The 13,543-nt window shown below is 67.0% G+C and carries 10 protein-coding genes; 4 read left to right on the plus strand and 6 right to left on the minus strand.

The annotated features are described in order from the left end of the window. Positions 1 to 86: 86 nt before the first annotated feature. Complete coding sequence (locus HV766_RS04575) at positions 87 to 2,450, minus strand: mechanosensitive ion channel domain-containing protein (RefSeq protein ID WP_054451867.1); 2,364 nt, start codon at positions 2,448 to 2,450, stop codon at positions 87 to 89. 231 nt (positions 2,451 to 2,681) lie between these two features. On the opposite strand from HV766_RS04575, the gene HV766_RS04580 reads away from it, so the two are divergent. Continuing rightward, entirely contained in the window at positions 2,682 to 2,915 is a 234-nt protein-coding gene (locus HV766_RS04580; RefSeq protein ID WP_119451874.1) for a hypothetical protein, read from the plus strand. A 3-nt stretch (positions 2,916 to 2,918) separates the two neighbouring features. Here the strand turns inward: HV766_RS04580 and HV766_RS04585 are convergent, their stop codons facing one another. From HV766_RS04585 to HV766_RS04600, 4 genes are read right to left on the minus strand one after another with little or no spacing between them, the layout of a single operon-like run. After that, positions 2,919 to 3,887 carry a Csu type fimbrial protein gene (locus tag HV766_RS04585; RefSeq protein WP_175180648.1) on the minus strand — a complete coding sequence of 323 codons (969 nt, stop codon included), beginning with the start codon at positions 3,885 to 3,887 and terminating at the stop codon, positions 2,919 to 2,921. Continuing rightward, on the minus strand, positions 3,884 to 6,163 hold the full coding sequence (locus HV766_RS04590) for a fimbria/pilus outer membrane usher protein (RefSeq protein WP_119451913.1): 2,280 nt from the start codon (positions 6,161 to 6,163) through the stop codon (positions 3,884 to 3,886). Before HV766_RS04590 ends, HV766_RS04585 begins: the two co-directional genes overlap by 4 nt. Positions 6,164 to 6,195: 32 nt before the next feature. Next, entirely contained in the window at positions 6,196 to 6,924 is a 729-nt protein-coding gene (locus tag HV766_RS04595) for a fimbrial biogenesis chaperone (RefSeq protein ID WP_175180649.1), read from the minus strand. 12 nt (positions 6,925 to 6,936) lie between these two features. Next, positions 6,937 to 7,458: a Csu type fimbrial protein gene (locus tag HV766_RS04600; RefSeq protein WP_054451863.1), complete on the minus strand. Its 522-nt coding sequence runs from the start codon at positions 7,456 to 7,458 to the stop codon at positions 6,937 to 6,939. A gap of 368 nt (positions 7,459 to 7,826) precedes the next feature. On the opposite strand from HV766_RS04600, the gene HV766_RS04605 reads away from it, so the two are divergent. The 3 genes from HV766_RS04605 to HV766_RS04615 are packed head-to-tail and all read left to right on the plus strand — an operon-like array spanning position 7,827 to position 11,887. Further along, a complete protein-coding gene (locus HV766_RS04605; RefSeq protein WP_175180650.1) occupies positions 7,827 to 9,287 on the plus strand; it encodes an efflux transporter outer membrane subunit in 1,461 nt (486 codons plus the stop codon). Beyond that, positions 9,284 to 10,846 (plus strand): MFS transporter, encoded by a 1,563-nt coding sequence (locus tag HV766_RS04610; RefSeq protein WP_217472145.1) that lies wholly within the window; start codon positions 9,284 to 9,286, stop codon positions 10,844 to 10,846. Before HV766_RS04605 ends, HV766_RS04610 begins: the two co-directional genes overlap by 4 nt. 6 nt (positions 10,847 to 10,852) lie before the next feature. After that, complete coding sequence (locus HV766_RS04615) at positions 10,853 to 11,887, plus strand: HlyD family secretion protein (RefSeq protein ID WP_054451860.1); 1,035 nt, start codon at positions 10,853 to 10,855, stop codon at positions 11,885 to 11,887. 24 nt (positions 11,888 to 11,911) lie between these two features. On the opposite strand, the gene HV766_RS04620 is transcribed toward HV766_RS04615, so the two are convergent. Further along, on the minus strand, positions 11,912 to 13,519 hold the full coding sequence (locus HV766_RS04620; RefSeq protein WP_175180651.1) for a winged helix-turn-helix domain-containing tetratricopeptide repeat protein: 1,608 nt from the start codon (positions 13,517 to 13,519) through the stop codon (positions 11,912 to 11,914). Positions 13,520 to 13,543 lie beyond the last annotated feature (24 nt).

Below are 13,543 nucleotides of genomic sequence, written 5' to 3' on the forward strand. Positions count from 1 at the left end.
ACGTCGCGGTCAATGCGTAAGCGCGCCCGCGACAAGGGGCGGACGCTCCTTGCCTGGCCGGGCCCATGGATGCTCTTGGCGTATGGCTACGTGCGCGGCGCTTCGCCTTCCTCGCGCGCCTCCAGCTCGTTGCCCAGCACCTCGGCCGAGTCCTCGCCACGCGGCGCGGGTTCCAGCGGGCGCCGGGTGTGGCCGGCGGCGCGGGCGTCCTCGCCTTCGTCGGGCCGCTCGGCTTGCACGAAGACATTCGCCGGCGGCGCATAGCCCCGCTTGTCCTGGCCGAAGTACACCACGGTGTGCGGGTAGGGCAGTTCGATGCCGGCGGCGTCGAAGTGCTTCTTCAGCAGGCGGTTGTAGCCGCGCTGCACGGCCCACTGCATGCCCGGCGTGGTCTTGATCAGGATCCGGATGGTCACGCCCTTCTCGTTGACCGCGGTGACCCCGGCGACCGTGATGTCTTCCAGGATCTCGGGCCCAAGCACCGTGTCGGTCATCAGCTCGGCGAAGGCCGCGCGCAGATGCACGATGGCGTCGTCCACGCTCTCGCGATGCGCGATGGTGTATTCGCCCAGGTGGTACGAGAAGTCCCGCATGTGGTTGGCGACGACGTCCACGGACGAGAACGGCACCAGATGGTAGCCCCCGTCCAGCGTGCGGATGCCCACCGAGCGTATCGTCATCTTCTCCACCGTGCCGAATACGCCCGCGACCTGCACCACGTCGTTCTCGTTCATGCCGTTTTCAAGCTGGATGAAGACGCCCGTGATGATGTCCTGGACCAGCTTCTGCGCGCCGAAACCGATGGCCAGGCCGACCACGCCGGCGCCGGCGATCAGCGGTCCGACGTCGATGCCGATCTGCGACAGCAGCACCATCAACGTCATCGTCACGATGACGATCAGCGCCGCGTTGCGGAACAGCGCCAGCAGGGTGCGCTCGCGCGCGCTGGGCATGCCGCGACCTTCGCTCTGGCTGAGGCGATGCTCGATGATGCTGGCGATCACGGTCCAGGCCAGCGCCGCGATCAGCAGCACGATGACGATGTTCACCGTCATCCGGATGGCGGCGCCGCCGGCATCCGAGGCCAGCCAGCGGGACAGGTCGAAAGCGCGCCACGCGTCCAGGACCAGCAGCACCAGCACGATGCGAATGATCAGGCCGACCAGCTTCAAGGTGGCGGGCACATAGGCGTTGACGCGCGCCTCCAGCAGCGGCAGGCGCTTGCGCAGGTCGTCCGGCAGCCTGATTGGCTTGGCCAGCACGGTGTTCAGCAGCAGGATCAGCAGGCTGCCCACGCCGATGACCAGCAGGGTCTGCGCGGTGGCGCGGGCCATGAAGGGCAGGGCGTTGGTCGGGTCTACCTGGCTGACGACCAGCAGGATGGTGAAGTACCCTATGCCCAGCACATGCCACACGCGCGCCAGAATGTGCAGCCGCGAGCCCATGAACGTCGTCGCGCTGGCGGCGCGCCGGTCGAGGTGCCCGCGCACGGTCTGGCGGTTGCGCCAGATGACGCGCACCGCATACACGTACACGGCCAGCATGATCAGCAGGTTGGCCAGCCGCCCCAGCGCGGGCGACAGCGAGGCCGAGACCACGGGATCGATCAGCAGCGTGCCGTAGCCGGCCGCGGTGGCGATGCGCAGCAGCCACGCATTCCAGTACCTGGCGTTGTCATCCGTCATGGGCAAGAGGCGCAGGTGCGGATGCTTGACGGCGAACACCGTGCGGACCAGCACCTTGACGATTTCCACCGAGACGAAGGCGCGCAGGAATACCGCGGCCAGCGTGTCCAGCGTGCCGCGGCCAGGCGTGCTCCAAAGGGCTGCGGCGCCGCCTGCCATGGCGGCAAGCACCACCACGCCGGCATCGATGGCCAGCGCGCCCACGATGGCTCCGGCGCGCCGGTACAGCACCCGCATGGAGGCAGGCGCGCCGCGTTTGGGCGGCGCTTCGGGAGTGTGGCGCTGTTCGGCGACCCAGCGGTCGATGCGTCCGTAGACGTACATGGCGATCATCCGTAGCAGGATGAAGGCGAGGATGGTGGCGGCCGCGGCCAGGGCGAGAGGCTTCAGGGCATGGCCCGCGGCGTCGCCGTCCATGCGCAGGCTGCTGCCCGAGGCCAGTGCGCGCATGTCTTCCACGCCCTGGCCCATGTCGGTCGCAAGGCCGGTCAGGAAGCGCTGGACGTTGTCGGCCATGCGTTCCTGCAACCCGGGTTCGGCGGGCTGCGCGGATGCAGGGGCCGCGCCTGCGGGACGGGAAGCGGCAGGCTTTGCGCCGGTGGCCTGCGCGCGCAACTCATCCACCAGCGCCTTGCGCGCTTCGGGATTCTCCAGCAAGTCCGCCAGGGCCGCCGGAGTCAGCGCCGAGGAAGACGCCGCCGCGGCTTGCGGCTGTAGCAGCCCCGCGGCCTGGGCTTGCCAGGAAAGGGCAAGGCAACACAGCATTGTCGCCAGCAGCAGGGCCGCCAGCCAGGGCCTGGGCCGTCGGCGCCGCCGCAATGGGGCTGCCAGGACGGCAGGCGGGAAATGAACCGATGCTGTCGTTGCGGATCTAACCACTAGTGAATCTCCTGTGCGATCTGGGCAAAAAATTCGGGGGCGAAGTCGTGCCGCGCTTAAGAAATCCGGCGCGTCGCCGTTAGTGCAGATGGCTCAACTCTGGTCTGGAGCTTTTTCATGACCTCCAAATTTGTCTTCCCGGCGTTGGGACTCTTGCTTGCAGGCAGCATCGGGCTGGCGGCCCAGCAGGCAAAGTCCGCGCCGCTTGCGCCGATGCTCGTGCGCTTCACGGTTCCCAGCCTCTGCACGGTCAGCCAGGGACCGGCTCGTCCCGCGGTGCGATGTTCCCAGGGAACGCCCTGGCATGCGCAGCGCGCGGGGGGCGACCAATACTGGACAGTGGTGTTCTGACCCTCAGAATTCGATGGTCGCGGTCACCACGTCGCTGTATTGCCCGGGGGGTGGTGCCGTCTGCGCGGGCACCCGTCCATAGACTTGCACCTGCTGGATGTTGCCGGTTCCCGTGCCGGTGACGAAGGCGGTGCCCGCGGTGCCGTCGCCCCAGGGGATCGTGCGGTCCGCCGACGTGTGCAGGTCATACCTTACCAGCCGCGTGCCGGTGGCGTCTCGCAGGTAGCGCTGGCTTACGGTGCCGTTCTGGCCGCCATTCAGGCGTATCCGGTAGGCGTCGTTGTTCGTGCAGCGCACCGCCAGCGTCGTATTCGCCAGGCGCGCCGAGCGAAAGTCAGCCATCGACCCGAAGTTCAACGGGGAGGCGGAAATGGTGCAGTTGTTGGTCACGTTGGCGCGTACCGTGAAGTTATAGCTGCCGCGAGTGGTCAGCGACGAGCAGGCGGGCCGGACCAGGATGGAGAATCCGTAGTCGAAGGTTGCCACGCCGGTGAAAGTTTCCGAGTACGCGGTCGTGGCGTTGTTGGCTGTGGGTACCGTGTATTGGCCTGACAGGATCTGCCCGGTAATGGGCTGGTTGACGGTGGCCTGGCTGCCTAGCAGGGGCTGGGTGAGGTCGAGGATGACGGGCGTGGATCCGTTGGCGGCCGAGCCCCACAGCGGGCTCATGGAGGAGTTCGGCGATAGCCGGTATTGCAGGCGATTGACTCCATTGGCCATCTGCCGCGGGTCTTGCACGGTCGATCCGCCGCCGATGCCCAGATTCACGCACACGCGGGCATATCCCGGGGTAAGCAGGCCCCAGGTGCAGGTCGCCGTCAGCGTGCCGGTCTGCGTTACCGATGCGCCGAGCACCGGATTGAAGTTCGGAAACGTGATGGGTGTCATGGACACGGTGCAAGTTTGCGCATGCGCGCCGTTCCCGCCCAGCCACAGGGCCGCCAGCAGCAATGCGGCCATCAGTGTTTTCATGGCCGGGCCTCCACGCATGCCACCGGCCCCAGGCGCGGCAGGCTGCCGTCGGCGGGGGCCTGGAAGTCGAACCGCGCCGTGCAGGCAAGATCCGGACCTTGGACGTCCAGATGATTGCGCTTGCCCAGGTTGCGCACGAAGGTCTGGCTGCCGTAGCCCACCACGCCCTCGGACCCGCTCTCCCTGTGCACGACCCGCGCGCCCACCGGCAGCGGCTTGCCGTTGCCGTCCACGAGATCGACGGTGGCCGCGGCCTCGTGGGTGATGCCGAACTCCGCCAGCACGCCGGATCGGGACTGGGGCACGACGTCGAGCGCATAGGCCGACACCTGCGCGTTGGGTGGCAGGTCCATGCCGTCGAGTTCCAGCGTGTTGGTCTGGTAGCTGTTCAGGTCCGGCACCACCAGGCGGCCGTTCGAGCCCGTATGGCCGATGACCCGGTTCTGATGCAGGATGGGCAGGCCGGGTTCGCCGGTGGAGACCAGCGCGAAGCCGTCGTCGATGCGCCGGGACGCTTGCGCCGCGCCATCCATGAACACGAAGGCGCCATTCACGTCGAGCTCTCCCGTGGTGCGTCCGTCGTAGCGCTGCGCGCCCAGCGTGATCTCGCCGTAGCGTCCCAGGTAGCGGCCCCAGCCTTGCTCGTAGCGGCCCGCCTCGTAGGTGCCGGCCTGCACGCCCCAGCCGAATCCGCCGCCGTAATCGGGGCTGCGGATTGCGCTGGCGTTGGTGTATGAGCCGCCGTCCTGGCGTCCGGCCATGGCATTGAACGAGGTTTCGCCCAGGGTGATGCCCAGGCTGAGGAACGCGCCGCGGCTGTCGCTGTCGTTGAAGTCCTGGTAGGCGCTCACGCTCAACGTGGCGCGGTTGCCCAGCCGCGTGGTGTAGGCCACTGAACCGATGTGGGCGGCGTCGACGCCCGGATAGCGTTGGCCGATATAGCTCAGCGATACGGTCTGCCCGCCGCCCAGGGGCACGGCCAGCGTCGCCCTGTCGCTGGCGCGCGATACGGGGATGCCGTCGTTGGCCGCCAGATCGGCGTAGTCGGAAATCGCGCGCAGGCTCTGTATGTCGATGGAGTAGCGCTCGTCCACGTACTGATAGCCCAGGCCCACCTGCAGGCCGCTGTTCCTGCCCAGGCTGCCGGCCAGCGACGCGTTGACGACGCCCGCCATGCCCAGCTTGGCCAGCATGCCGGCCCCCGCGTTGTACAGGCCGGCGCTGGCTTCGCCATGCGCTTCAACGGTCAGTGCGTTCGAGACGCCGTATTGCCAGGTGCCGCTGAGGGCGGGATCGTCCTTGTAGTCGAACGAGCGCCAGCCATACGCGCGGCGCAGAAAGCCCGCTTCGACCGAATAGCTGGACATGCCTTGCGCCAGCAGCCGCGTATCGATGTAGATGGGCACCGACTGCGACACGGGCCGGCCCAGGGCGTCGCGCGTGATGACGTTTGCCTGCCCGAAACCCGTGATGCCCGCGACGTTGTCGACCACGAAGGGGCCGCTGGGGACGTCACCCGAATAGCGGCGGATGTTGTTGATATAGACATCGACGGAGGACGGCACCACGGCGCTGCCGGCGAAGTCCGGCATGGGGAACGTGACCAGGTCGGGCCGCAATGAGAAATTGCGCCGCCATTGCAGGCCGCCCATGCGTATGGAGCGCGACCAGGCCAGCGATCCGGAAATCGTGTCGCCCACCTGGGTGGCCGTCAATGTGGCGGGGTCGGAGTGGGTCCAGCTGGAGTCGAAGCGGACATAGCGCCGCAGGTCGCGATACAGGTAAGCCGTGCCTGTATTGCTGAAGACCCCATATTGGTCGAAATAGCGTTGTTCGCTCCAGATCGCCAGCGGATTGTCGCGGTCGGTGCGCGCATAAAGATCGTAATTGATGAGCAGGCCGCGATCCGCCGTGGCCGCTGCGACGGGATTCAAGCCCCGCGCATCGATACGGTTCGCGATGCGGTACCGGTCCGGCAGGTCGAGATCGACGTCTTGCGCGGCCGCGTCGTAGCGGTACTTCAGGCCGGGGATCTCTTCCAGGGGAATCCGTGCATCGTCTGCTATTCCCAAGGCATGGGTATCGATCCCCAGGCTGCGCAAGTCCGCGCCGCGAGCCGACAGGCGGCCATGCTCGTCTTCGAATCGCGCGATCCGATGGCTGGGCTGGCCGCCGATGCTGACGTTCAGATAGACGTCGATGGCCGCCAGTCCCACGGCCGTCTCAGGGGCGGATTGCGCGCGCGCACCGCCATGGACCGCTGCGGCGGCGAGCATCAGAGTCAGCTGCATGGCGCGCGTGCAATGTTTCACTTCCCGGTATCGGCTTGCACGTCGGCCTGGACGGGAACGCTGTTCACCCGCGCGTTGACCGTGACCGCCCCGTGCATGGCGGGCTGGAAGGGCAGGGGCCACTGGCGCGCGCTGCCGCCCAGGACGTAGCCGAGCAGGCCGTCCCGCAGGCTGCGGCGCTGGCCGTTGAATACCAGTGCCACGTCGCTGAGCTGCGCGCGGTGCGTGCCGCTGTTGTCGACGCGCAGGGCCCAGTCGGGACCGTTGCGCACCACGGTCCAGGCCAGGTGCCGCTGCGCGGGAGTTTGCGGGGCCGCGCCCACGAACACAGGCACCGAATAGCGCAGCCGCACTTGCACGCCCGTTGCGCGCAAAGGATCGGGTGGCGCGATTTCGTCGATGATCAGGCGGTACGACGCTTCGCCGGGCCGCTTGGCGGCCTCGGGCTGCAAGAGGCGCACGACTTGCGTGCCGCCCGGCGCGATCTGGATCATCGGGGGGCTGGCCACCAGGTCCGAGGTCTCCTGCAGCACGTCTTCGGTCGTGGTCTGGCTCCATGCGTACACGCGGACCTGGCCATAGATCGGTTCGGCGCCTTCGTTGCGCAAGGTCATGCTGGCGGCGCGTTCCGCGCCGTCCAGGTTCAGGATTACCGGCGAGATCTGCAGGCTGGCGGCATGCGCTTGCAGCGCCATGCCGAACAAACAGGCCCCCGCCGCCTGGCGTACGATCCCAAGCGTCGTCATGTCGATCCGCGGTCAGAAGTAGACGGTGGCCGTGACCGTCGACTGGTACGTATCCGGCTTGGGGGCGGCCTGGGGCGGCACCCTGCCGTAGACGGTCAGCGTCTGGGCCGCGCCCGTGCCGGTGCCGCCCACCGTGTCCGTGCCTTGCGTGTTGCCCCAGATCGTCGTGCGGCCTGCATTCTGGTAGAGCTGATAACCCACGCTGGTGGTGGTGTTGCCTGGCGCGGTGCCCACGAGCAGGCGATTCGCGATCGTCGAGCCCGCCGCCGTGCCGGCGTCCAGGCCTACGTTGTAGGGCGTGGTGTTGGTGCAGGTGACCCTGACTGTAGTTTCCTGATTCACCGCGGCGCTCAAGAGGCCGGTAGAGGGAAAGACCAGCGGATCGGCCGCAATCGTGCAGTTTGCCTGCACCGTCAGGGAAACATTGAAAGTCGCCGTCGCGGTCCCGTTCTGGTAGACCTGAGCGGGGGCCGCGGCGGGCAGGGATAAGCCGATAGTCGCGGACAGAATCGCAGCAGAACCGATGGCCTTCATGCTCGCTCTCCTCCAAGTCAATGGCTAGCTCGACCTTAGCGGAGGGGGCAGTGCAATTTATTTCGCATTATTTCTAACTTCTTCGGTTGCTGTCCCAGGCGCGAATTTTCGGCGCCAGCTCAAGCCGGTTTGGGCCGTTGCTGAGACATAGCGGATCTTTGTTCCGTTCTCTAGCCAAAACCGAAATGAAAAGACACAACTTCGGGCCGACAGCGGTTGTCCAGGATTGCGGGCGGATTGGACGAATCCCCAAGCCAAACTCAATGGAAATCCAAGGTGTACGCGAAGCGTTCCCGTAAGGGGCTGAGCATACTGGCCTCGTCGCTTGTCCCGACGAATGCGTTGCTCACCTACAAGGAACTGCCGTGATGTTGACACCGATCCGTTCGCCGCTATGGCGTTGCGCCAGCGCGGCGTTGTGCGCCGCGATGCTGGCGGGCTGCGCGGTCGGGCCCGACTTCGTCCGGCCGGCCGATGGACTGGCCGAGGTGGATCTCGCGCCGAGGCAGGAGCCTGCCGGCCACGCGCGGCTGTCCGACGCCGAGGTGCCGGTGCAATGGTGGCTGCTGTTCGAAGATCCCGTGCTTGCCCGGCTTCAGGCCCAGGCCGCCGCCGGCAACCTCGATCTGCAGATGGCCGCCGCGCGCATCGAACAAAGCCGGGCGCAGTTGGGGATCGCCTCGTCGGAACTCTTGCCCAGCTTGGACGCGGGCGCCAGTTATGCGCGCGAAGCGCTCAGCGAAAACGGCAAGTTCGTCGCGTTGGGCGCGTCCAGCACCCCCGACGACTTCTGGCGGCTGGGGTTCAACGCCAGATGGGAGATAGACCTGTGGGGCCGCGCCCGGCGCCTGCGCGAAGGCGCCGAGGCTTCCCTGGAAGCCACCGTGTACGACCGCGAGGCCGCAAAGGTGGCGTTGGCGGCCGAGGTGGCCCGCGCATACCTGCAACTGCGCGGCACCCAGGCCCAGCTCGACATCGCCCGGCAGAACCTGGCGGTCGCCGAGCGGGTTCTGGGCTTGACGCAGAGCCGGGAACGCAATGGCGTGGCCACCCGTTTCGAAACCGCCACGGCCCGCGCGCAGCTGGCGACGGTGCGGGCCTTGTTGCCCGAGCTGAACAAGCGCCGCAACGCGCTGCTGAATGCGTTGGCGCTGCTACTGGGTGAGCGGCCGCGCGCATTGGACGAAACGTTGCGCGGCACGATGCCGCTGCCCTCCTTGCCCGCCAGCGTGCCAGTCGGCGTGTCTTCGCAGCTGGCGCACAGGCGGCCTGACATCCAGCGCGCCGAGGCCCGGCTCCATGCCGCCACGGCGGCGATAGGAGTGGCCAAGGCCGACTTCTATCCGCGCATCGCCCTGGTCGGCCAACTTGGAGTGGAAGCGTTCGATGGCAGCGACCTGGCCAGCTGGGACTCCCGTTTTTTCTCGATCGGCCCGACGGTCTACCTGCCCATTTTCCAGGGCGGCAGGCTGGTGCAGCGCCTGGCGCTCAACGAAGCGCGGCAGAAGGCGGCGGCGCTGGCCTACAGGCAGACGGTCCTGCAGGCCTGGCATGAGGTGGACAATGCACTGGATGCCTGGGCCGAGCAGCAACGCGAACACGATGAACTGCTGGTGTCGTATGAGCAGAACCTGCAGGCGCTGCGGGCCGCCGAGCGCGGCTATGAACAGGGGGCGTCCGACTATCTCACCGTGCTCACCGCGCAGCGCAACCTGCTTGCCAGCCAGACCCGTCTGAACGCCAGCGCCACCGACGGCACGCTTACGGTGGTCAATCTGTACAAGTCGCTGGGCGGCGGCTGGAATTCGCAAGCGCAGGCCACGCCATGAGCGCCACGCCATCCGCTCAAGCGGCGCACGGCCAGCCCAAGCCTTCGATGCGCGCCATGGCCGGACTTCTGGGCATCTTTCTCGCGGCCATGATGGCTGGCTTGAACAACCGTGTCGGCGCATTGGCGCTGGCGGACCTGCGCGGCGCGCTGGGCGCCGGCTTTGACGGGGGTTCCTGGCTCACGACGGCATACAGTGCGGGAGAACTGATTGCCATGCCGTTCGCGGCGTGGTTCGCCATCACGCTGTCGGTGCGCCGCTTCGAACTCTGGATGCTGGGCACGTGCACGACGCTGGCCTTGGTCCTGCCTGCTGTCCAGGACCTGCATCTGCTGCTGGCCCTGCGGTTCCTGCAGGGTCTCGCCAGCGGCACCACGATTCCCCTGTTGATGATGGCGGCGCTGAAGTTCCTGCCGCCGCCCATCAGGCTGTACGGCCTGGCGTTGTATGCGATGACCGCCACTTTTGCCCCCAATCTCTCCATCTGGCTGGCCGGCCTGTGGACCGACGCGCTCTTCGACTGGCGTTGGGTGTATTGGCAGATCATCCCCCTGGCCGTGATCGCCGCGGCGCTGGTCGGCTGGGGGCTGCACCGCGAGCCTGTGGACGCAGGGCGCTTTCGTCGGGCCAATTGGTTCGGCATGGCTTGCGGCGTGCCGGCGTTCGGATTGATCGCCGTCGCGCTGGACCAGGGCGTCCGGCTGGACTGGTTCAACTCGCCCCTGGTCACCTTTGCGCTGGCAGCGGGCGTGATTCTTTTGGTCGTCTATCTGCTGACGGAGTGGTATCACCCCATGCCGTTCATCAAGCTGCAGGTTCTGGGTCGCCGGAATCTGGTGTTGGGTTTCACGCTGTTCGTTTTCCTGCTGGTGGTGCTGTTGTCCGGCTCATTGCTGCCGGCCGGCTATCTGGCGCCGATCCAGGACTACAGACCCGCGCAAATGGCATCCATCGGGCTGATCGTGGCGCTGCCGCAGTTGGTCCTGGGCTTTGCGGTGGCGTTGCTGCTGTATCGGAAATGGGTGGATGCGCGGATGGTGTTTTCGGCGGGGCTGGTCCTGATCGCGCTCGCCTGCCTGGCAGGCGCGCAGTTGACGGTCACATGGAACCGCGAGCAGTTCGTGCTGGCACAGGCATTGCAAGCCATGGGGCAGCCCATGGCCGTGGTGTCCATGCTGTTCCTGATCACCAGCGTGGTGCAACCGCACGAAGGGCCTTATGTCTCGGGGGCAATCAATACGCTGCGCGCGCTGGGCTCGGTGCTGGGCGCCGCCGTGGTCGGGCAGCTGTTGACCGTGCGCGGCCGCTTCCATGCGGAAATGTTGCTGGGCCAGGCGGCGCTGGTCGGCAACTACGTCCCGGACAGCCTGGAGCCCGGGCAGCTCATGCGCATCGTCAGCCAGCAGTCGCTGGTGCTGTCGATCGCCGATGCCTACCGCGTATTGGGCGTCCTGGCGTTGCTGCTGATTCCCATCGTGTTGAGGCTGAACTACATCCCCCCTCCCGATCTGCGCCCGGTCTCGCGTCCTTCCACAGTTCCATCTTCCATTCAGGGATAGTCCATCATGGCATTACCGAAGAAAGCAAAGATCACGACCACGGCGCTGCTGCTCATGCTGCTGATCGGCGGCGGCCTGTATCTCAACCGTTCCGAATCCCGGGCATCCACCCAGTCCACCGACGACGCCTACGTGCACGCGGATTTCACGATGGTGGCGCCGCAGGTCGCGGGCCGGATCGACAAGGTGCTGGTCGAGGACAACCAGCCCGTCAGGCAGGGGCAACTGCTCGCCACCGTGGACGACCGTGATTTCGTCGCCGCCGCCAATGCCGCCCGGGCCCAGGCGGCCAGCGCCCAGGCCAGCGTCGCCGGCCTGCAAGCCCGGCTGGTCCAGCAGGAGTCCTCCATCCGCCAGGCGCAGGCGGCGGTGGCGGTGGACGAGGCCGCGCTGAAGCTGGCCCGTGCCAACCAGACGCGCTATCGGAACCTGGCGACGGACGGCTCGGGAACCGTCCAGGCGCGCCAGCAGGCCGAAATGCAGGCCAGCGTTCAACAGGCCAGCCTGGAAAAGGCCCAGGCCAGCCTGCTGGCTGCCCGCCAGCAGGTGGATGTCCTGCAGGCGGACCTGGAAAAGGCCCGCGCCGCCTTCGCCCAGGCGCAGGCGGTGCAGGCCGCGGAGGAACTCAAGTTGTCGTACACCCGCATCACCGCGCCCGTGGACGGCACCGTGGGGCAGAAATCGGTGCGTGTCGGCGCCTTCGTCACCGTCGGCAAGCCTTTGCTCGCGATAGTCCCGCTGGACGCTGTCTATGTGTCGGCAAACTTCCGGGAAACGCAGCTGGCGCGCGTGCGGCCGGGCCAGGCGGTGGCTATCGAGGTCGATGCGCTGGCGGGCGAGGTGCTGGCGGGAACGGTGGAAAGCCTGGGGCCCGCCAGCGGCGTGAGCTATTCCGCAGTCGCGCCGCACAATGCCACCGGCAACTTCACCAAGATCGTCCAGCGGCTGCCGGTGCGGATTCGCATCAATGCGGATCAGCCTGCAGCCGCCAATCTGAAGGTGGGCATGTCGGTCACGCCCGAAATCCTGGTCGATGACTGATGGAATCGAGGGGGACGGCCGCCGCTATTGCGGCAGGCCCGCCGCGCGCAGGCCTTCCGTCAACGTTGCGAGATGCTGCGGCGCGCAGATGGGCACCCATTCCGCAAGCGTGGACAGACGCAGGCTGGGATTGAGCTGCCGCAGGTTCTGCAGCCCGCGTTGCGCGTCCGTCGTCCGTCCGGCCAACGCGTGGCTGGCCGCGCCTATCGCGACCGCCATCTGGAAGCTCGGCAGGTTCTGGTAGGCCTTCTCCGCCCATGACGCCGCCGCGTCAAAATCCTTCAGGAAGAGATGCGCGGTGGCCATGCCTGCCTGCATGCGGTAGAGCTCCGGGTCACGGGGACTGAGCCGCATCGCATGCTTCAAGAACTCCACGGCGTCCTCGACTTCTCCCCGCCAAAGCCTGAGGAACGCACCCAGGAACCACGCCGCGGCCAGATTCGGATTGAGGCTGAGCGCCTTGTCGAGCAGCGCGATGGCGCCCGAGGTGTCCCCGCCCAGCTGGCCCAGCGCGTGGCCGCCCCGAGTCAGCGCAACCGCGTCGTCCGGCCCCAGGTCGACGGCCTTGCGACCCAGGCGTATACCCTCCGCGGTCTCCTTCCCGACATCCGTCATCCAGTTGTTGACCCTGCGCCAGCAGTGGCACCACGCCGCCATTGCATACGCCGACGCGTAATCCGGATCGGTCGCGATAGCGGTATGGAAGAGTTGCAGCGCCTGGTCGACGGATTCGCGGGTGCCCTGGTGCAGTTTGGTCATGCCGCGCAGATAGTAGTCGTAGGCGTCCAGGTTGCCGGTAGGCTTGCGCTGGGCGCGGTCGATCTCGGCCCGCTCCAGCTGCGGCGCGATGGCGCCCACCACGCTTTCGGTGATCTGGTCCTGCAGTTCGAAGATGTCCCCCAGCACGCCCTCGAAGCGGCCCGCCCAATGCAGTATTCCCGTGGTCGCGTCGATCAGTTGCGCCGAGGTGCGCACGCGGTTTGCCGACTTGCGCCAGCTGCCTTCCAGCACATAGCGTACCCCCAGTTCGCGGCCCACCTGTTTGGCGTCCACGCCGTGCCCCTTGTACGCGAAGCTCGAGTTCCTGGCGACGACGAAAAGCCAGCGGTATTGGGACAAGGCCGAGATGATGTCCTCGATCACGCCGTCCGACAGATAGTCCTGTTCCGGGTCGCCGCTGAGATTGACGAACGGCAGCACGGCGATGGAGGGCTTGGCGAGAACCGCCGGCGCGGAAGCGGAAACTCCAGCAGGCGTGGCGTGCATTACCGGCTGGCTCGCGGAGGCGGAAGCCGTCGGAAGGCTTGCGGCCTGCGGCGCTTGTTCGCTTGTCACTGCCGCGACGAAGCGAAAGCCCTTGCGGGCGACGGTCCGAATCACGCGCTGTTGTTGCCCGTCGTCGCCCACAGCCTTGCGCACCGCGTTGATGTGGGTGGCCAAGGTCGACTCCGACACGATCCGGCCTTGCCACACGGCGTTGACCAGGTCGTCGCGGCTGACGACGCGGTCGCGGTGCTCCATCAGGTACGCGAGTACGTCGAAAACCTTGGGCGCCGTGGCAACGGCGCTGGACGCGCGCAGCAGCTCGCGCCGGTCCAGGTCCAGCACGCAGTTGTCAAAAGAGAATTGCATTCCGTACTCCTTGTGCCGTTCTTG

This window comes from Achromobacter aegrifaciens (genome assembly GCF_902859735.1).
Classification (GTDB): Bacteria; Pseudomonadota; Gammaproteobacteria; order Burkholderiales; family Burkholderiaceae_B; genus Achromobacter; species Achromobacter aegrifaciens.

Excerpts from the sequence above, each read along its gene's own strand:
- HV766_RS04575 (WP_054451867.1), bottom strand. The coding sequence starts at position 2,450 with ATGCTGTGTTGCCTTGCCCTTTCCTGGCAAGCCCAGGCCGCGGGGCTG.
- HV766_RS04580 (WP_119451874.1), top strand. The coding sequence starts at position 2,682 with ATGACCTCCAAATTTGTCTTCCCGGCGTTGGGACTCTTGCTTGCAGGC.
- HV766_RS04585 (WP_175180648.1), bottom strand. The coding sequence starts at position 3,887 with ATGAAAACACTGATGGCCGCATTGCTGCTGGCGGCCCTGTGGCTGGGC.
- HV766_RS04590 (WP_119451913.1), bottom strand. The coding sequence starts at position 6,163 with ATGCTCGCCGCCGCAGCGGTCCATGGCGGTGCGCGCGCGCAATCCGCC.
- HV766_RS04595 (WP_175180649.1), bottom strand. The coding sequence starts at position 6,924 with ATGACGACGCTTGGGATCGTACGCCAGGCGGCGGGGGCCTGTTTGTTC.
- HV766_RS04600 (WP_054451863.1), bottom strand. The coding sequence starts at position 7,458 with ATGAAGGCCATCGGTTCTGCTGCGATTCTGTCCGCGACTATCGGCTTA.
- HV766_RS04605 (WP_175180650.1), top strand. The coding sequence starts at position 7,827 with ATGTTGACACCGATCCGTTCGCCGCTATGGCGTTGCGCCAGCGCGGCG.
- HV766_RS04610 (WP_217472145.1), top strand. The coding sequence starts at position 9,284 with ATGAGCGCCACGCCATCCGCTCAAGCGGCGCACGGCCAGCCCAAGCCT.
- HV766_RS04615 (WP_054451860.1), top strand. The coding sequence starts at position 10,853 with ATGGCATTACCGAAGAAAGCAAAGATCACGACCACGGCGCTGCTGCTC.
- HV766_RS04620 (WP_175180651.1), bottom strand. The coding sequence starts at position 13,519 with ATGCAATTCTCTTTTGACAACTGCGTGCTGGACCTGGACCGGCGCGAG.